Raw genomic sequence first — 19,595 nt, 5'->3', positions numbered from 1 at the left:
TTTATATTTATAATCTAATGAAATATTTATCTTCATTTCTGTATATTTGCCAAAACCTTAAACTCCAATTTTACTAAAAACAATACCATGCTAAATTTAAATATTAAAAACGAAACTTCTCGTTTGAGGGCCGTGGTGTTAGGAACCGCAATAAGTAACGGTCCAACACCTACTATTGAAGAAGCTTATGATCCAAAATCATTAGAGCATATTAAAGCCGGAACCTATCCTGTGGAAGCAGATATGGTAAACGAGATGGAAGCATTTAATAAAGTGTTTCAGAAATACGACGTAAAAGTCTACAGACCTCAAATTATTGAAAATTACAACCAAATTTTCTCAAGAGACATCGGATTTGTTATCGATGATATTTTTATAAAAGCCAATATTTTACCAGACAGAGAACGTGAATTGGATGCCATTCAATACGTTATTGATCAAATTGATCCTAATAAAGTAGTTCGCCCACCAGAAGAAGTGCATGTAGAAGGGGGAGATGTAATGCCTTGGAATGATTATATTTTTGTAGGAACTTATAAAGGTTCAGATTACAAAGATTATATTACAGCCAGAACCAATATGCATGGTGTAAATTTCTTGAAAGAATTATTCCCAAATAAAATTGTAAAAGAGTTCGATTTAGTAAAATCGAAAATTGAACCTCGTGATAATGCATTGCATTTAGATTGTTGTTTTCAACCTGTTGGAACCAATAAAGGAATTATTTACAAAAGTGGTTTCCGTGAAGAAGCCGATTATATGTTCTTAGTGAATTTATTCGGAAAAGAGAATTTGTTCCACATTGAAAGAGAAGAAATGTATCACATGAATTCGAATGTGTTTTCGATTGCTCCTGATGTAGTAGTTTCCGAAAAAAACTTCACCAGATTAAACAATTGGTTACGCGAACAAGGATTTACAGTTGAAGAAATTCCGTATGCCGAAATTGCCAAACAAGAAGGTTTGTTGCGATGTTCAACTTTACCATTAATTAGAGATTAAATAAAAAGTTGTCTGTTTTCTGTTTTCAGTTTTTTATAGTTGTGTAAAAAGTTACTTATGAAAAGTTATGAAGATTTGGATATATACAAGATGAGTTTGTCTTTGTTTTATGAAGTTCATCCAGCATCACTTTTGTTACCAAAATATGAATTATATGAATTAGGCAGTCAATTAAGAAGGTCGTCAGATTCGGTTAATTCTAATATAGTAGAAGGTTATGGAAGAAAACGATATAAAGCAGATTTTATTAAGTTTTTAGTTTATTCACATTCTAGTTGTTTAGAAACGAAAGGACATTTGTTAAAAATAAAGAATTTATATGCTGGTTTGATTCCAGAAATTGAAAGATTTATTAATGATTATGATGTTTTAGGAGCTAAGATTTTTAACTTTATAAAATATGTTGAAAATAATTGGCAAACCTAACAACTAAATTATAAACAACAATTAACGTACAGAGCTTAAAACCGATAACAAATAACAGATAACCGATAACATAAAAATAAAATGAACCAAACAACTAATTCTATATTAATGATTCGTCCGGTAGCATTCCGTATGAACGAACAAACTGCGGTGAACAATTATTACCAAAAGGTATTGGATAATTTAACACCAGCATCGGTTAATGCAAAAGCTCAGGAGGAGTTTGATACTTTTGTGCAAAAGCTTAAAATGATAGGTTTAAATGTAGTGGTAGTTGAAGATACATTAAGCCCAGATACACCAGATAGTATTTTTCCTAACAACTGGATTTCATTTCACGAAAATGGAGATGTAGTTTTGTATCCCATGTTTGCTGAAAACCGACGTTTAGAAAGAAGAGAAGATATTTTAGATACTCTAGAAGATCAAGGTTTTGTAATCAATGAGATTATGGATTACACATCGGCAGAAGATGATAATATTTTTCTTGAAGGAACTGGAAGTATCGTTTTAGATAGAGCTAACGGAAAAGCTTATTGTGCTTTATCGCCAAGAGCCGATGAGGAATTATTCATTGAGTTTTGTGAAGATTTCGAATTTACACCTGTAATTTTTGAAGCTTTCCAAACCGTAAATGGAGAAAGAAAACATATTTATCACACGAATGTAATTATGTGTGTGGGAGAAACTTTTGCAGTTATTTGCGCAGATTGTATCGATGATAAGAAAGAACGCAAAATGGTCTTAGATAGCTTAAAAGGCGATGACAAAGAAGTAATTCTTATTACGGAAGACCAAGTGAATAACTTCGCTGGAAATATGTTAGAAGTAAAAGGAAATGATGACAGAAGATATTTAATCATGAGTGCTTCAGCTCATCAAAGTTTGACGAAAAAGCAAATTGCCCAATTAGAAGAACATGTAACTATTGTAAGTTCAAGTTTAGATACAATTGAAGCTTGTGGTGGTGGAAGTGCACGTTGTATGATGGCAGAAATTTTCTTGCCAAAAGAATAGTGTTTTTCTAAGTGTCTTTTAAAAAAATCCCAAATTCAGAATTAATTCTAAATTTGGGATTTTCTTCTTACATCTCCTATGTTCCGACTTCTATCTTTTTATATTCCTCTAACGATACTTAAAATAGCACTAATAATATATTGAATACCAATGGCAATCGTCAAGAAACCAATAATTCTTGAAATTGCTACAATTCCAGATGAACCTAACATTTTTGCTAAATAATGGGCACTTCTTAAGACTAAGTAAATGGTTGTGGCAACCACAGCAATCGAAATTGTTGAAATGATTATTTCAGATGTAGTATTATGTTCTTGATAAAATGCAATCAATAAAGAAATGGAACCCGGTCCGGCTAACATAGGCATTGCTAAAGGAGTAAGTGCAATGTGAGTTCTGTTTTGAACTTCTTTCTGAACTTTTTTGTTGATTCCCTTGTTTTTACTGAAATTCCCATTTAACAATCCAAATCCTGAACTTGTGATGATAATTCCTCCGGCAATTCGTAATGCTGTAATCGTAATTCCAAAGAAACTCAATACGTATTGTCCAATAAAAAACGAAATAAGTAAAATAACTAAAACGTTCAGACTGGTAATTAAAGACACTTTAGCTCGTTCAGCACTTGTATAACCTTCAGTTAACGCTACGAAAATTGGAACGGTTCCAATTGGGTTTAAAACCGAGAAAAGTGCAGCAAATAGGTAAATAAATAATTCCATTGTTTTCTTACAAATTTAGTACAAGGTAATTATTTTATTTACGAAACAAAAAAAAATCTTCTTTACTTTTAGGTTTCCTTTATGTAAGCAAGACTAATAAGTATCCAATGGAGAGTAAAAGGTGTTTTTTTCTTTTTCTAATTCAAGTTTGGTGATAAATTTTTGAATGCCGTTACTGTTTTTGGAATAATCTACCGAAATGTAATGGTGATCAATGTGAAATGTGATTGCGTTTCCGGGTTTGAATACTACTAATTTGTAATACGGAATAACTAATGCATAAATGTCTAAACGAGATTGAAAACCAATGATAATTCCTTTTGGGCGTAATTCGATATTGCAGAATTTAACGGAGTTGTTTACGTGTAGTAAATCATAGATATCCGAACTACATCGGGTAATGAATAATTTTGGTGAACCAATACCGCCTTTTTTTATATTTTCAAATATTGAAAAAGGTTTACCAACTAATTCGTTGATTTCTCTTTCAATTTTTTGGTCTTTGTATGAGATGTTGTAAAGCATTTTTATTTAAAATTACATCAAAAAATGTTTTAAAATCAGACTTTAGCAAATTTTTATTATTTGTTTATTTATCGTAACTTTAGGTTTCTAAATAAAAATAAAATGAAAACATTAGTTATTGGTGCTTCTACAAATAAAGAGCGATATTCATATAAAGCGATTCATAATTTAGTCGATAAAAGTCATCAAGTAGTTGCTATAGGAGCCAAAAAAGGAATGGCTTTTGATATACCAATCGAAACCGAAAAATTAGATTTTCATGCGGTAGACACCATTACTTTGTATGTTAATCCAAAAGCGCAAGAAGATTATTACGATTATATTCTATCGTTACAACCTAGACGCGTTATTTTCAATCCAGGAACAGAAAATCCTGATTTTTATAAAATATTAGAGGCAAATAATATTCAGTACGAAGTAGCTTGTACGTTAGTTTTATTGGCAACCAATCAATATTAAAATTTGGTTTGACTTGTAGCGGGTTTGCTAATTAACAACAAGCCAACAAAAGTAATCATTCCGTTTACGATAATTAATTCGTTGTCAATTACGTAATTTCCAAAAAGTGCTGCCGAATTTTTAGCTAACAAAAAGCAAATCAATGGAGAAATTACACAGATAATGGGAACAAATTTATCGTGAACGGTTTTTGATTTCATAAACAATCCAAATGCATACAATCCTAAAAGTGGTCCATACGTATAACTTGCTACTTTGAAAATCATAGTTACCACGGATTTATCATTTAATGAATTAAAAATAATAATCACTAAAAACATCAAGAAAGAAAATCCAATATGTACCAAATGACGTGTTCTAACCGTATTAGATTTGTTTTGGTTTTCCGCTTTGTCCATTCCTAAGAAATCCACGCAAAATGATGTTGTTAAAGCCGTTAAGGCAGAATCTGTAGTTGCAAATGTGGCTGCTGTTAATCCTAATAAAAAAATAATTGCTGGAAAAATACTCAAATGATTAAAAGCAATTTCAGGGAAAAGTAAATCGGTGCGTTTTATACCATCCACCATTGGAACCGATATGCCATTTTTTTCTGCGTACAAATAAAGCAAAGCTCCCACACTTAAAAAGAAAATATTGATGATGACAAAAATTCCGGTAAAAGAAAACATGTTTTTTTGTGCCTCTTTGATATTGGCACAACTTAAATTTTTCTGCATTAAATCTTGGTCTAATCCAACCATTGCAATGGTTACGAAGATTCCGCCTAGAATTTGTTTTATTATATAATTGCCTTTTAAGGAGTCTTCATAAAAGAAAACTTTAGAATAATTACTGTTTTTTACGGTTTCAAAAGCATCAACAAATCCTAAATCTAAACTATTACAAATAAAAATAATCGTCAAAAATACAGAAGAAACTAGGAAAAACGTTTGTAAGGTATCGGTAATAATAATCGTTTTCAATCCGCCACGATAAGTATAAGCAAAAATTAAGGCAAGCGAAATTAAAACGGTAACAGCAAACGGAATTTCGAAGTCATCAAAAACAAATCGTTGCAACACAATTACTACTAAATATAAACGAAAAGCCGATCCAATCGTTCTACTAATCAAGAAAATAGTCGCAGCAGTTTTATAACTCACAACACCCAATCGTTGTTCAATATAACCATAAATCGAAGTTAAATTCATTCGGTAGTATAAGGGTAGTAATACTGTTGCGATAATGATAAAACCAATCGCATTTCCTAATACAAACTGGAAATATTTAAATTGCAAATCAGGATTGCCTACTTCACCAGGGACGGAAATAAAAGTTACGCCAGATAGCGCTGTTCCAATCATTCCAAAAGCAACTAAATACCATTTAGCATTTTTATTTGCCTTGAAAAAAGCATCATTACTACTATCTTTTTTACTAACAAAATTGGAAATCAAAATCAAAATTCCGAAGTAAATGATAATTATGGCTAAAATAGTTCCTGAAGTCATATGTTGGGTTTTAGATGTGCTAAAATAGAAATAAATGAGCATATGGAGCCTAGAAAAAAGAAAAAAGACAATATGAAAAAAAATGATCTTCTATTATCTGTAGTCTATTTTCTTTTTTCAAAATTGACTACTTTTGCTAAATGGAATTACCTTCAAAATTATTAGAAAACGCGGTTAATGAAATGTCTCAACTACCGGGTATTGGTAAAAGGACAGCATTGCGTTTAGTACTACATTTATTAAAGCAACCTGTGGAGCAAACAGAGGTTTTGTCATCTGCATTAACTGCGATGCGAAATGACATTCAATACTGTAAAGAATGTCACACGATTTCAGATAATGAGTTGTGTGGTATTTGTTCTAATGCTTCTCGAGATAAATCAATAATTTGTGTAGTGGAAGATGTTCGCGATGTGATGGCATTAGAAAACACAGGGATGTTTAAAGGAGTTTATCATGTTTTAGGTGGAAAAATTTCTCCGATAGAAGGGGTTGGTCCAAGTCAATTGAAGATTTCTTCCTTAGTTGACAAAGTAAAACAAGGAAATGTTTCCGAAATTATATTTGCATTAAGTTCTACAATGGAAGGCGATACCACTAATTTTTATATATACAAACAAATAAAAGATTACAAAATACAAACGTCTTCCATTGCAAGAGGAATTGCTGTAGGTGATGAATTAGAATATGCAGATGAAGTAACCTTAGGTAGAAGTTTGTTAAATAGAATTCCTTACGAAGCTTCGATGAAGTATTAAATTTGTGTTTTTTTGTCGATTTTTTGTAATAAATTCAATATGTTAAATGTAAAAAACTATATTTGTTTTCTAAATTAGAATTGTTGTTTTCTATCGAGAAAATTTACAATGCCAGTATTAATTATTCATGAGAAAAATTCTTTTTTTTACTTTATTTGCTGTAATGTTAACTTCTTGTATTTCTACAAGAGATATTACTTATTTACAGCCTAATTCTGTATCAAAGTCAGATTCAATAAAAATTGTAAATGAGAATTCTAAACCTTACAGAATTCAAGCAAATGACATATTAAGCATTAATATTAAAGCGTTAGATCAAAGATTGGTTGAAATGTTTTCAACTAGTACACAAGCAAATGCAGGTCAAATGCAAGTTTCACCCCAAAGTTTATATTTTAATGGTTATACAGTTGATGATCATGGAAATATTAGAGTTCCAATCTTAGGAGAGGTTAATGTTTTAGGATATACAACAGATGAAGTTCGTATTAAAATTGAGAAACAATTATTAGAAGACTATTTTAAAAAAGAGGCTAATATTTTTGTAACCGTAAAATTAGCTGGATTACGATACGTTATTAATGGTGAAATTGGAAGACCGGGTATGGGTGTTTTGTTTCAAGACCGCGCTACTATCATGGAAGCAATTGCAAACTCGGGTGATATCAATATTACAGGAAATAGAAGAGAGGTCCAAATCATTAGAAAATTCCCATACGGATTTGAAACTTATAATATTGACCTTACAGATGCAAATGCTGTTCATTCCCCTTATTTTTATATTCAGCCAAATGATTATATCATAATCAAGCCTCTTAAGCAAAAAACTTGGGGTACTGGTGTAACAGGTGTTCAATCAATTGCTACCATCATGACGGCTATCTCACTAATTACAACATTGCTTGTATTGTCTAAAACATTATAAAAACCATATATGTTAGATACTAAAGATTTTAATTTTTTTGAAAAGCACAATTCTTTCGATTTTAAAGGCTTTCTTTTTAGAATTGTAGCTTATTGGAAATGGTTTGTTTTATCTCTTATCATAACATTTGTTTATGCTTATAATGTAAATATTAGAAAAGAAACCCTTTATGGTATGGAGTCTTTGATTGTAATTGAAGACCAAAATAATCCCTTTTTTACTTCAAATACCAGTTTGGTTTTTAACTGGGGAGGAACATCCGATAAAGTACAAACTATAATTACAAGTTTAAAATCGCGTTCGCATAATGAAATAGTTGTTGATAAACTTCAGTATTACATCAAGTATTTAAAGAAAGGAGAGTATTTTTATAAGGATGCTTATGGTGAGGTTCCTTTTTATGTTGAAATTGATAAAAATCAAGGCCAATTATTTTCTAAACTAATAAAGATTAAGTTTTTATCTGCAACTCAATATCAATTGTCAGTTGATTTTGGTGAAGATACATCTGCTTCTTTAATTCAGTATTCAGATGTTAGTATTCATCCTGTAAATGTATCAGGTGGTGAATTCAACAAGGTATACAAAATTAATGAGTTTGTAGATTTACCATTTTTAAAGATTAAATTACTCATTAAGCCCGAAGCTTTTGATTTTTCAAACCAAGAATATTACATTCGATTTGATGATTTTAATCAAACAGTTTCAGCTTATCGTGCTTTAGAAGTAAATGCTGATGCTAAAGCCACATCTGTTGTTCGTTTACAACTTGAAGGTCCAAATAAATATAGATTAGTAGAGTATTTAAATACAACAGTTGAAGTATTAAGAAAAATTCAATTGGACAGTAAAAACCTTTTTGCTAATAATACCATTAATTTTATTGATAGCACTCTAAAAGAAATGGAAGGTCAAATCAAAGATGCTGAAAATGAATTAAAAGAATTCAGAAGAGGTAAAAATATATTTGAATTAGAAGGAGAAGCTGGTGGTGGTCTTTTAAGCGCTAAACTATCTTCGTTTGATGCTGAAAAAGATGCTATTAATAGAAAAATAGCGTATTATAATTTACTAAAAAATTATTTAGAAAAAACTACAGATTATTCAAAACTTCCTGCGCCTACAGTTGCAGGAATTGATGATCCGAATATTATTGGAAATGTTTCAAAATTAATATCACTTTCAGCAGAACGAGCTAAATTGGCTTATTCTGTAAAAAATAAAAAAATGTTTTCTGAATTTGATGTTGAAATGGAATCCATTAAAAAAGTTCTTTTAGAAAATATAGCCAGTTCAAAAAGCGCCTTATCTCTTAATTTATTTTTAATAAATAAGAACATTGCAAAAGCAGAAAGTGAAGCTAGTTTATTACCAGAAAACAAGCAAGAACATATAAAAATTACGCGTAAATACAATTTAAAAGATAAAATTTACAGCACATTTCTTGAGAAAAGAAGTGAAGCAGAAATAGTAAAAGCAGCTAATATTTCAGATATTAAATTTTTAGATCCAGCTAAAGATATAGGTGGAGGATTAAGAGGTCCAAAAACGAGTATAAATTATATTTTAGCAGCATTTATTGGATTTTTAGTGCCCTTATTAATAGTCTTTGTAATTGTATTATTAGATAACAATATTAATACATTAGAAGATATTCAAAAAATGACAAATATTCCAATAATAGGAGTTATTGGTAAAAAGAACACTAAAAATAATTTGTCGGTATTTGAAAAACCTAAAGCTCCTTTGGCTGAATCGTTTAGAGCAATTCGTTCTTCTTTGCAGTTTTTATATAAAAAACAAAAGCAAAAAGATGGCGCTAAAATAGTAATGTTAACATCCTCGGTTAGTGGAGAAGGTAAAACTTATTGTTCTATAAACTTAGCTACTGTTTTTGCATTGAGTGATAAAAAAACAGTAATTGTAGGTTTGGATTTAAGAAAGCCAAGAATTTTTGGAGATTTCAATATCAATAATATTACGGGTGTAGTAAATTATTTGATTGGTCAAAAGACAATTGATGAAGTCATACAAAACACACACATTCCGTATTTAGATGTCATTCCATCAGGTCCTATTCCTCCAAATCCTTCTGAGTTATTAATGGGGGAATCTATGTATGAAATGATAGAAGAATTAAAAACTAAATACGATTATATTGTATTGGATACGCCTCCTGTTGGATTGGTTTCAGATGCGCTAGAATTGGCTCAGTTTTGTGATGCTACTATTTATGTAACCCGACAAGGTTATACTAAAAAGGGAATGTTAAGTGTTGTTAATGAAAAGCACAAACGAGGTGAATTGCATAATATTAGTATAATTTTTAATGGTTTTACTAAAAAAGCTCATAATGGTTATGGGTACGGCTATGGAGCTTATGGTGAAGGTTATCATGATGAACCAATTGAGCCTAAAGGGATAAAAAAGATTATAAAAGACATAAAAAATAAATTTAAATAAAATGATTACAAATATTTGTTGTATTGGAGCGGGTTATGTTGGTGGACCTACAATGGCAATAATAGCTCAAAAATGTCCTCATATTAAAGTTACAGTAGTAGATTTAAATGAGAAAAGAATTGCAGCATGGAATGACGAAAATGTATTGAATATCCCTATTTATGAGCCTGGACTTAGCGATGTTATAGCAGAGGCGAGAGGAAGAAACTTATTTTTTTCTACCGATGTTGATGCTGCAATTGATGCTGCTGATATGATATTTATATCTGTTAATACGCCTACAAAAACATATGGAGTAGGAAAGGGTATGGCAGCCGATTTAAAATATATTGAATTATGTGCTCGTCAAATTGCTCGTGTAGCTAAAAATGATAAAATTGTAGTAGAAAAATCTACCTTACCAGTTCGTACAGCTAGTGCCATAAAAAACATATTAGATCATACCGGTAACGGAGTTAATTTCCAAATTTTATCAAATCCTGAGTTTTTGGCTGAGGGTACAGCTGTAGAAGATTTATTAGCTCCTGATCGCGTTTTAATTGGTGGAGACACTACTCCTGAAGGACAAAAAGCTATAGATCTTTTGGTAGAAGTTTATGCAAATTGGGTTCCAAAAGAGAATATATTAACTACAAATGTATGGTCTTCTGAGTTATCAAAATTAACGGCAAATGCTTTTCTAGCTCAACGTGTTTCCTCTATTAATGCATTAAGTGAATTGTGTGAAAAAACAGGTGCAGATGTTAATGAAGTAGCAAGAGCCATAGGAATGGATAGTAGAATTGGACCAAAATTTTTAAAATCATCTGTTGGTTTTGGAGGTTCGTGTTTTCAAAAAGATATTTTAAATTTAGTTTATATTGCTAAATCTTACGGATTAAATGAAGTGGCTGATTATTGGGAGCAAGTTATCATAATGAACGACCATCAAAAAAGACGTTTTGCCAAAAATATCGTTAAGACTTTATACAACACCGTTTCTGGAAAAAAAATAGCATTTTTAGGTTGGGCATTTAAAAAAGATACAAACGATACAAGAGAATCTGCAGCTATCTATGTGGCAGATGATTTGTTAAATGAGCAAGCCTCTATTCATGTGTATGATCCAAAAGTAGGGGCAGTTCAAATTCAATCGGATTTGAATTATTTAGAAACTCGTTCAGAAGCTTCTAATTCAGAAGGAGTACATGTGTATGACAATCCATATGAAGCGTGCAAAGATGCACATGCTATTGCTGTATTAACAGAATGGGATGAATTTAAGGCGTATGATTGGCAAAAAATATACGATGCTATGTTAAAACCAGCTTTTGTTTTTGATGGAAGAAACATCTTAGATGCAGAAAAAATGAATGCAATAGGTTTTCAATATTATAAAATTGGATAATATATTAATATCCTGGGCAACCAAAACATTTTCTAGCATCAACATCAAATTGATATACTAATCCTAGTTCGAAAACACCTCCAGTATTACCTATCTTGGAGGTGTTTGCGTCATAGGAAAATCCGAATTTAAAATTCTCATATTTTAATCCACTAAAAAGATTTACCGAAGTTAAGGTGTGACTATTGTCTGCTTTTTTCATTGGATTTAATGCCGTAGTAACTCCTATGGTAAAATGATTAAAGATGAAGGAACCACCTACATCTAATCGATTGTATTGTCCTTGTTTCATGAAGTTGACAGTAACCATCATTCTGGTTTCAAGTGGTAAAAATGTTGAAATCATTTGTCCTAATTCAAATTCATAACCTCCAGAAATATTATAGAACATTTCTAAAGGAATATTTCCTTCTTCTGCCATTGCAATATTGGGTTTGTTCAGGTGTTTTACCGCTGTTCCAAACCACATATTATCTTTATAGAATAACAATCCTGTAGAAAAATCAATGAAATGAATCCTATTGTTTAATTGTAGTGGATCTATACTTACTGGATTTATGGTTTCTGAACTAATGTTAATTTGATCTCTCAATAATAGATTTTGAAAACCAAAACTTTTACTTCCATACCCAACTTCAATTCCTGGTCTAAAATACCATTCGTAATTTAGTTCAATTCGATAGGCATAATTTATGTTGGCTTGTAAAAAATTATACCCTGTAAAGTTTTCTCTGTGATTAAGAAAAGTTACCCCTATGCCACTATTGCTATTTTCTAGCCAAGTGCTAGCATATGCGTAGTTTGTATCCATTTTGTATTGTAAGCTGGTCCATTGTGTGCGGTGCATAACACCAGCACTCGTTGTTTCTAAAAATCCTGTAAATCCGGGATTAATTGTTTCTGGCACCAAAAAATATTGGGTAAAAATAGGATCTTGAGCTTTTACAGCTGTGCTTAATAATCCTATGAATATACTGTATATTACTGCTTTTAATTTCATAGTTTTGATTATTTAAGTAAGACAAAAGCTCCATTTTGTTCAATTTTTTTACCAAAAAATGTACTTGCGCTTAATTTATAATAATAATTTCCGTTTTCTGCAGGGATATTGTTTATGGTTCCGTTCCATCCCGCTAAATTGTCTCCTTCTTCAAAGAAAATTAAATTTCCCCAACTGTCATAAATACTCAATTGTAACGATTTTAAACCTTCAAATGCTGGTCCAAAAGTATCATTAATAGTATCATTATTCGCTGTAAACCCATTTGGAACAATTAATTTATAGCCTTTTGTAATATTTATTGTTACGGTGTAAGTGTTACTACATCCTAATTCATATGTAGCTGTCAATGTTACATTATACGTTCCTTCTACTAAATAGGTATGTGTTGGATTTTCTTCATTTGAAAATATTCCATCTCCAAAATCCCAAATGTATCCAATTGGTGTACCTGTTGATAAATTGGTAAATTGGATTGGGTCTTCTATAGCATAATCGCCCAATGTCGTATATCCAATTGAAGTTTGGCTAAATAATGCGTTACCAATATCTGGATTTGAAATGGTGTAACTGGCCGTATTTGAGCATGAATTTGCATCTGTAACTATTACTGAAATTAATCCATTTTGAGTTGTTGTCATGAATTGGTTAAACTGTCCAGATGGAGTTCCGTTGCTCCAATTGATTTGATAAGGAGGTACACCTCCACTTACAAATGCTTCAAATTCATTACTAACTTCTCCGTTTTCACAATCTACTCTTTGCGATTGGGTTAAATTTACAACAAGGGGTTGAGGTCTAAAAACACTATATTGTCCCACCACACTACAACCTCTTGAATCTGTAACTACAACGGAATAATTACCACTTGTAATATTGATAAGATCTTCTGTTGTTGCTCCATTAGACCAATTATAGCTGTAAGGCGGACTTCCTCCTGACGGAATTAAATTGATACTACCTGAATTGCTTGATGTACATTCTATGTCATTTTGAACAATACCGTTAATTATCAAGACTTGCGGTGCTGTTATGGCAAATGTTCTTTGAATGGTACAACCCATTCCATCGGTAACAACTGCAGTGTATATACCTTCCGACAAGTTGTTTCTAACTAAGCCCGCTGTACTTCCGTCATCCCATGTTACTGTAACAGGTGCTAATCCTCCAATTAGTCCTAAATCAATACTTCCATCTGTTTCACCAAAACAAGTGATTTGATTTACAACAGGTTGCAACATAAAAACAGGTAAGTCGGAAATTGTAGTTTGTACTAGTTTAACACAACCTTTGGCATCGGTTACCGTTGCTGTATAAGTTCCTGCTCCTAAGTTATTTAATTGAGTACCTGCTGCAAAGTTACTCCAATTGATATTATAAGGAGGTGTTCCCCCGATAATTGATAGTGTTATACTGGCATCATTTGAACCAAAACAACTTATCTGAGTAGCAGTTGTAGTTGCTATTAATTCAGTAGGTTCAGAAATGACTAAATTAGAAATTGTTTTAGTATTTCCATTAGCATCAATGATTTGAATATCATAAATACCTGCACTTAACCCATTAAAAGTAGGAGTTGAACTGTATGAATTTGCAATGGTTTGAATTACGTTTCCATTGTTATTGACTATAAATGTATAAGGAGGTACAGATTCTTGAGTAATTGAAATTCCTAATGTTCCTGTAGCAGTTCCAAAGCAATCAACATTTATTAGTGCACTATTGTTATTAATTGCTAGTAATTCATCTGGTTGGTTTAAACTAAAGTTTAAAATTATGGGCGGACATATGCCATCATTAATTGTAACCATATAGTCTCCTGCAATTAAATTATTTGCATCTTCAGTAACTGCTACATAGCCATTTGGTCCCGTCCAATTGTAACTATAACTACCGGAACCACCAAATATATCTAATTCAATAAATCCATTGTTGCCACCAAACCCACTAATATTATATCCATTATAATTTGAAATAGTACTAGAAGCCGAGTAGGATGGATTTACTGTTATCTCATAAGTACTTATAGGACCTGTACAAGAAGATCCTAAATTATCAAATATAGCATATGATTCATACGTTATGGTTAATGGTAAATTTGTATTATTTTGTAAAGTTTGACTTGGGATATTTCCAGTACCATTACTTATTGCCCCTGAAATGCCAGCTGGAATTGTTGTATTCCAAATATAAGTATAATTACCTGGAATTGTTGAATACAATTCTATAGGCGATGAAGTACTGCCATTACATAACGTTTGATTAGGGATGTTAAATAATACATCTGGTTTTGGTAATACCGTGATATTAAGTGTGAAATCATTTCCTATACAGCCATTAGTCTCTGGTGTTACTATATACGTTATGGTTTGAGGTGTTGCAGTTGTGTTTGTCAATGTTTGATTTATTTCACTACCCGAACCATTACTTGCGCCTAAAATATTTGAATTTGGTGTAATTATCCAGTTATAATTTGTATTGGATGGTACAATAATAGTAGCATTAGGAACACCATTAGTGGGTGAAAAAATATATGTTTGTTCACTACATAGTAAAATATCTTCGTTGATTAAATTTGGTTTTGGATTAACTGTTACAGAGTAGAAATAAGCTAATCCTTGACACGCATTTAAATCATTAGTGCTTGCATAAGCTTCATAAGTAACAGTAATAGGAACGTTTGTTAAATTTATTAAATTCTGTATTGGGATACTATCTGTACCTGATGTTATTACCCCTTCAATACCTGCAGGTTGTGTTGCAGTCCAAGAAAAATTTATATTTGATGATGAACTAGATAAAAGCACTTCTGATGTATTTTCTTGTGAGCAAATGGTTTGATTTGGTAATGAAAACAGGATTTCAGGACTTGGATTAACCGTAATGTTAAATGGAATGCTATTTCCTATGCAACTTATGCCGTTATAAGTGAAAGTTGGTGTGACTGTTATAGTTGCTGTAATTGGGTTTTGAATTGGATTTAAGGCTGTAAAAGCATCTATATCTCCAGTTCCATTTGTCGATAGGCCAATAGATGGTGTATTGTTCGTCCATTCATAAGTAGTAATTCCTAGCGTATTTAATGTTGAAAATTCAATGATATTAGTGTTTGTTCCATTACAAACTATCTGGTTTATTGGTTGATTTACTTGTGCTAATGGATTAACAGTAATAGTAAAAGTTTCACTATTTCCATTGCAACTGATTCCACTATTAGTAAAAAATGGTGTTACTGTAATCGTTGCTAATATAGGTTCAGATGTGGTATTAGTAGCAATAAAACTTGGTATGTCACCACTTCCATTTGAAGGTAAACCAATATTTGGATTGTCATTAGTCCATTGATACGTTGTAATTCCTGTTAAATTATTTGTTGTAAATTGAATTGGAGTAGTTGACGAATTTTGGCAAATTGTACTATCTGCAATTGGGTTAACTTGAGCGGTTGGATTTATCGTGATTCTAATTTCTTCTGTGTTTCCATTACAACTTATTCCGTTATAGGTATAGGTTGGTGTAACGCTAATAGTTGCAGTTATAGGACTATTCGTGTTATTAATTGCAACAAAACTTGGAATATCGCCACTGCCATTAGCACTTAAACCTATGTTTGGATTGTCATTAGTCCAGTTAAATACGGTGTTTCCAATAGTTGTATTTGTTGAAAATTGTATCGTATTTGTGTTATCACCATTACAAAGTGATTGATCGCTTATTGGGTTAATTTGGATGGTAGGGTTAACCGTAATAGTAAAAGTTTCACTACTACCATTACATGAAATTCCATTGTTTGTAAAAATAGGTGTAACTGTAATGTTTGCTATAAGTGGGACTATAGTATTGTTTGTAGTTGTAAAATTGATAGCTCCATTTCCTGTTGCTGCAAGTCCAATTGCGGTATTGTCATTTGTCCATTCAAATGTATTGGTGCCACCTAGGTTTGTTGTTGTAAAAATTATTGGGGTAATTGCTACATTATTACAATAAGTTACATCTGAAATTACTTCAACTTGTGCTGTTGGATTCACAGTTATTGTAAAGTTTATACTGTCTCCAATACAGCTTATTCCATTATTGGTATATGTTGGTGTTACAGTAATAGTTGCTACTGATGGGCTATTTGTAGTATTGATTACTGTAAATGGTGCTATATTTCCAGTTCCACTTGAAGCCAATCCAATAGTAGAATTGTTATTTGTCCATTCATAAGTTGTAGTACCATCTACATTTACAGTTGAAAACTCAATTAAAGCTGAGGTGTCTCCATTACAAAACGTTTGATTGTTAATGCTATTTACTTGTGCTTTTGGGTTTACCGTAATAGAAAACGTGATAGGATTTCCATCACAAAATGAAGTACTTACATTGTTAACAGGGGTTACTGTTATACTGCTTGTAATTGCACTATTTGATGTGTTGTTTGGTGTAAAAATAATATCTCCGGAGCCAGTAGCAGGTAAACCAATGTTAGTATCAGAATTTGTCCAAGTAAAAACATTTGCATTGTTTCCTGTAAAGGTAATAGGCGGTATTGCTGTATTATCACAACTAAAAATATCTACTATAGGATTAACAGTTGGTGTTGGTAATATTGTTATTGTTGTTGTGTCAATTACAGCATCACAAGGTCCTGGCGGATCATTTGTTGTTAAAGTTAATAGTATGTCTCCAATATATCCAGTAGGTGGAGTGTAAGTACTATTTATGTTATTGATATCTGAAAATAAACCTCCAACTGAATCGCTCCATGTGGCAGAAGCTGCAGCTCCTCCAAAATCGCCATTTAATAGTATACTTGAATTTTCACATAATGGTTCATAGCTGCCTGCATTTGCTGTTGCTTCTGTATTAAATACGGTGCTAAAAGATGCTGTAATAATGGTACATGGTGCTGTAGGAGCATCAGAAGTTAAAGTAAATGTAATGGTTCCGATGAAGTCTGTTGGTGGAACATACATAGGGTTTAAATCGTTTACATTTGGGATAAATGTTCCTCCTGATTCAGATGCGGTCCATACTCCAGTTGTTGCACCACCTGTAATGGTTCCGTTTAATTGTAAAGTTGTATTTACGCAGGTTGCAGCTGTTCCAACAGCTGTTACATTTACTTTCGGATTTACTGTAATACTACTGCTGTATGAATTACTACCACATTCATTTGAAATGGTTAAAGTGTAATTATATATACCAGGTGTATCGAATGTGACAATTGGTGCTGGGTCGTTGTTACTTGATATACTGGTTGGTGGATTTGCTCCAAAGTCCCATACATAACTCACCGGATTTGTTGCATAACAATTAAAAACGGTGGGGTTTAAAGTGATTGTTTCACCTTCGCATATGGTTTCTGGACTCAAAGAAGTTACAGGTTTCCCAGCAATGGTTATTGTTTCTGTTTTTGTGTTTGTTGTGCACAAGGCTCCAGCAGTTGGTATAGCTAAAGATGCGGCTAATGAAATTTCGTAAATTCCTGGTGAATTTAAAGTGATTTCTGGTGTTGGATCTGTAGCGGTTCCATTTGAAAATAGCCAGCCATTGGAATCAAAGCTTGGGCAATTATCTGGATTACTTGGTGTAATGGTCCAATTGTAATTTATTGCATTACCACATCCTGGGACACTTGAATTGTTAGTTGTATTAAGTGTAGCAGGTGCACAATTTGAGTTTGTAGCAAAACTGAAATCTGAAGTAACTCTTGGTGTTACACAAATTGTTTGAGAAGTTGTACTTATTCCGCATAAATTAGAGCCTGTGTAAAAGTCAATAGTGTAATTTCCTGGTAATAAAAAAGTAACGTTAATAATATTTGATGCTATGGGTAACCATGCACCTGGATTATTTGGTTGATTATTATTGTAACCAAAATTATTTGGACAAGAAATGTAAGGATTAGCAATTAAAATCCCTCCACTACTTGTTGCTATTAACCCATCAGGTCCAGTTATGGTCCAATATTTTCTGTAGGTTTGAGTACAGGTGTAGGTTGGTGGGCCACCAATATTATAACCGCCTTGAGTACTATCGCTTATAGCAACAGTAGTTCCTTCACAAACTATATTTTCACTTGGGGTTCTGGTAAAGTTGGCAATAGGAGCTGATTGAATATTAATTGGTCCTACAGCATTCGTGCTATTTCCGCAAGGATTATTTACGGTTATTGATGCTTGATAGGAATTTGGATATACCGTACTATTGATATTGGATGTAGTGCCGCATGAGCTATCTAAAAACTGATGTGTTATAGTTGCTGGTGGCGGGTGATTAAACGTTACTGGAGGTGTTCCATCATTTACTTGAAAGGTATAAGTAGTGCCTGGTGTATTTTGTGCACCAATTAATAAATCATAGGTTACACTTCCCGGGTTGCATAAAGTGGGGATGCCTACTGCGCTAATAGTAGCGGTGGGTATGGCTCCTACATATAGATTGTAAGTTCTTGTACTACTACAAGCATTGTCTAGTAGTACCGTATAGGTTAAAGTATAATTTCCAGCAGCAGCATAAAAATGGAAAGTGTCCGATAAATTAGTACCTGTAAAAGTATCAGAAGTACCATCACCCCAATCAAACACATGTTGCGTATTGTTGTTGGTCTGGGTTGATTGTGTAGTAAATGAAAACAATCCTCCCGAAATATTAGCATCGTTACTACAGTATGTAAAGTAACTTTGACTGTTGAAAGTTGTTACGGTCCAGAAATTACCATCTATAAGTTCTAGTACTGGCGAACTTGGGGTGCTATTCAATACAACTACATTAACACTAAAAGAAGTTGTATTGTCAATTGTTAATGTTGCAGTAAAATTACCTGCAGTGGTATAGGTTATTGTATGAGGACCACTTGTGTTAGCTATTGTTGTGTTTCCACCGGGAAATGACCAATTGTAAATGGTTGCCCCATTTGTGTTAGTAGAATTATCTGTAAATGTTATGCTCTGCGTGCTGCAAATGGTTACAGTTCCATTAATAGCTGCAGGATTTGTAGTAAATGAAGCATTATAGGTGGTACTATATCCTACCATTGAAAACAGTAAGAAGATTAAAATACTAACGTATTTACAGCTATTTTCTTGGGGCATACTCATAGTTATTTTTTTAAAATTACTAAAAGTAATGATTAGGGAGACAAAACTTTTCTTAAAATTATAAAAAAAAACGCTACAAAACAAGTTGTAGCGCATTTTTAAATAGAATTTTAATGGAGTTGTTTTTCTTTCTTTTTTATAAAGTATATTGAGGTTAGTATTCCTGTTATTAATAAGGGAATAATAATATGGTCAATTGGAGTTTGAACTGGTTCTGTTGCAGGATCTCCATCACCGCTACCAAAACCTGGATCATCTTCAAATTGGGAATAAGTCAATGAAGATATTAGTAAAATAATTAACAGTGCTAAAGTTTTAAATTTCATGATTTGT

14 protein-coding genes are annotated in these 19,595 nt (G+C 32.2%); 8 read left to right on the top strand and 6 right to left on the bottom strand.

The features are described from left to right. Positions 1–87: 87 nt before the first annotated feature. The 3 genes from LOS86_RS11460 (at position 88) to ctlX (ending at position 2,445) form a co-directional block, all read left to right on the top strand. Complete coding sequence (locus tag LOS86_RS11460) at positions 88–1,002, top strand: dimethylarginine dimethylaminohydrolase family protein (RefSeq protein ID WP_231842237.1); 915 nt, start codon at positions 88–90, stop codon at positions 1,000–1,002. Positions 1,003–1,059: 57 nt separating this feature from the next. Beyond that, the gene (locus LOS86_RS11455) at positions 1,060–1,428 is read left to right on the top strand and encodes a four helix bundle protein (RefSeq protein WP_231842236.1); all 369 of its coding nucleotides are present in this window, start codon (positions 1,060–1,062) and stop codon (positions 1,426–1,428) included. An 81-nt stretch (positions 1,429–1,509) separates the two neighbouring features. Then, complete coding sequence (gene ctlX / locus LOS86_RS11450; RefSeq protein ID WP_231842235.1) at positions 1,510–2,445, top strand: citrulline utilization hydrolase CtlX; 936 nt, start codon at positions 1,510–1,512, stop codon at positions 2,443–2,445. Between the two features lie 98 nt (positions 2,446–2,543). On the opposite strand, the gene LOS86_RS11445 is transcribed toward ctlX, so the two are convergent. Further along, complete coding sequence (locus LOS86_RS11445) at positions 2,544–3,167, bottom strand: MarC family NAAT transporter (protein WP_231842234.1); 624 nt, start codon at positions 3,165–3,167, stop codon at positions 2,544–2,546. A 93-nt stretch (positions 3,168–3,260) separates the two neighbouring features. Further along, the gene (locus LOS86_RS11440; RefSeq protein ID WP_231842233.1) at positions 3,261–3,692 is read right to left on the bottom strand and encodes a hypothetical protein; all 432 of its coding nucleotides are present in this window, start codon (positions 3,690–3,692) and stop codon (positions 3,261–3,263) included. 102 nt (positions 3,693–3,794) lie between these two features. On the opposite strand from LOS86_RS11440, the gene LOS86_RS11435 reads away from it, so the two are divergent. Beyond that, positions 3,795–4,151 carry a CoA-binding protein gene (locus LOS86_RS11435; RefSeq protein WP_231842232.1) on the top strand — a complete coding sequence of 119 codons (357 nt, stop codon included), beginning with the start codon at positions 3,795–3,797 and terminating at the stop codon, positions 4,149–4,151. Here LOS86_RS11435 and LOS86_RS11430 read toward each other — a convergent pair. After that, complete coding sequence (locus tag LOS86_RS11430; RefSeq protein ID WP_231843938.1) at positions 4,148–5,644, bottom strand: sodium:solute symporter; 1,497 nt, start codon at positions 5,642–5,644, stop codon at positions 4,148–4,150. The genes LOS86_RS11435 and LOS86_RS11430 overlap by 4 nt on opposite strands. 140 nt (positions 5,645–5,784) lie before the next feature. Here LOS86_RS11430 and recR point away from each other — a divergent pair, with 140 nt between their 5' ends. The 4 genes from recR (at position 5,785) to LOS86_RS11410 (ending at position 11,177) form a co-directional block, all read left to right on the top strand. Then, positions 5,785–6,402 carry a recombination mediator RecR gene (gene recR / locus LOS86_RS11425; protein WP_231842231.1) on the top strand — a complete coding sequence of 206 codons (618 nt, stop codon included), beginning with the start codon at positions 5,785–5,787 and terminating at the stop codon, positions 6,400–6,402. Between the two features lie 127 nt (positions 6,403–6,529). Further along, the gene (locus LOS86_RS11420; protein WP_231842230.1) at positions 6,530–7,327 is read left to right on the top strand and encodes a polysaccharide biosynthesis/export family protein; all 798 of its coding nucleotides are present in this window, start codon (positions 6,530–6,532) and stop codon (positions 7,325–7,327) included. A gap of 9 nt (positions 7,328–7,336) precedes the next feature. After that, complete coding sequence (locus tag LOS86_RS11415) at positions 7,337–9,790, top strand: polysaccharide biosynthesis tyrosine autokinase (RefSeq protein ID WP_231842229.1); 2,454 nt, start codon at positions 7,337–7,339, stop codon at positions 9,788–9,790. A gap of 1 nt (position 9,791) precedes the next feature. After that, the gene (locus LOS86_RS11410; protein WP_231842228.1) at positions 9,792–11,177 is read left to right on the top strand and encodes a UDP-glucose 6-dehydrogenase; all 1,386 of its coding nucleotides are present in this window, start codon (positions 9,792–9,794) and stop codon (positions 11,175–11,177) included. Positions 11,178–11,181: 4 nt separating this feature from the next. Here the strand turns inward: LOS86_RS11410 and LOS86_RS11405 are convergent, their stop codons facing one another. The 3 genes from LOS86_RS11405 to LOS86_RS11385 form a co-directional block, all read right to left on the bottom strand. Next, complete coding sequence (locus tag LOS86_RS11405) at positions 11,182–12,177, bottom strand: PorP/SprF family type IX secretion system membrane protein (protein ID WP_231842227.1); 996 nt, start codon at positions 12,175–12,177, stop codon at positions 11,182–11,184. Positions 12,178–12,185: 8 nt separating this feature from the next. Beyond that, complete coding sequence (locus tag LOS86_RS11390; protein ID WP_309508762.1) at positions 12,186–19,256, bottom strand: PKD domain-containing protein; 7,071 nt, start codon at positions 19,254–19,256, stop codon at positions 12,186–12,188. 116 nt (positions 19,257–19,372) lie between these two features. Then, on the bottom strand, positions 19,373–19,588 hold the full coding sequence (locus LOS86_RS11385) for an Fjoh_0651 family PID-CTERM protein (protein WP_231842226.1): 216 nt from the start codon (positions 19,586–19,588) through the stop codon (positions 19,373–19,375). Positions 19,589–19,595: the final 7 nt, after the last annotated feature.

This window comes from Flavobacterium cyclinae (genome assembly GCF_021172145.1).
GTDB lineage: Bacteria > Bacteroidota > Bacteroidia > Flavobacteriales > Flavobacteriaceae > Flavobacterium > Flavobacterium cyclinae.
Note: the sequence above shows the minus strand (reverse complement) of the source record. Positions and strands in the feature narration are given on the sequence as shown.

Coding starts and splice junctions, on each gene's coding strand:
- LOS86_RS11410 (WP_231842228.1), top strand. CDS start 9,792: ATGATTACAAATATTTGTTGTATTGGAGCGGGTTATGTTGGTGGACCT.
- ctlX (WP_231842235.1), top strand. CDS start 1,510: ATGAACCAAACAACTAATTCTATATTAATGATTCGTCCGGTAGCATTC.
- LOS86_RS11415 (WP_231842229.1), top strand. CDS start 7,337: ATGTTAGATACTAAAGATTTTAATTTTTTTGAAAAGCACAATTCTTTC.
- LOS86_RS11455 (WP_231842236.1), top strand. CDS start 1,060: ATGAAAAGTTATGAAGATTTGGATATATACAAGATGAGTTTGTCTTTG.
- LOS86_RS11460 (WP_231842237.1), top strand. CDS start 88: ATGCTAAATTTAAATATTAAAAACGAAACTTCTCGTTTGAGGGCCGTG.
- LOS86_RS11430 (WP_231843938.1), bottom strand. CDS start 5,644: ATGACTTCAGGAACTATTTTAGCCATAATTATCATTTACTTCGGAATT.
- LOS86_RS11390 (WP_309508762.1), bottom strand. CDS start 19,256: ATGCCCCAAGAAAATAGCTGTAAATACGTTAGTATTTTAATCTTCTTA.
- LOS86_RS11385 (WP_231842226.1), bottom strand. CDS start 19,588: ATGAAATTTAAAACTTTAGCACTGTTAATTATTTTACTAATATCTTCA.
- LOS86_RS11440 (WP_231842233.1), bottom strand. CDS start 3,692: ATGCTTTACAACATCTCATACAAAGACCAAAAAATTGAAAGAGAAATC.
- LOS86_RS11435 (WP_231842232.1), top strand. CDS start 3,795: ATGAAAACATTAGTTATTGGTGCTTCTACAAATAAAGAGCGATATTCA.
- recR (WP_231842231.1), top strand. CDS start 5,785: ATGGAATTACCTTCAAAATTATTAGAAAACGCGGTTAATGAAATGTCT.
- LOS86_RS11420 (WP_231842230.1), top strand. CDS start 6,530: ATGAGAAAAATTCTTTTTTTTACTTTATTTGCTGTAATGTTAACTTCT.
- LOS86_RS11405 (WP_231842227.1), bottom strand. CDS start 12,177: ATGAAATTAAAAGCAGTAATATACAGTATATTCATAGGATTATTAAGC.
- LOS86_RS11445 (WP_231842234.1), bottom strand. CDS start 3,167: ATGGAATTATTTATTTACCTATTTGCTGCACTTTTCTCGGTTTTAAAC.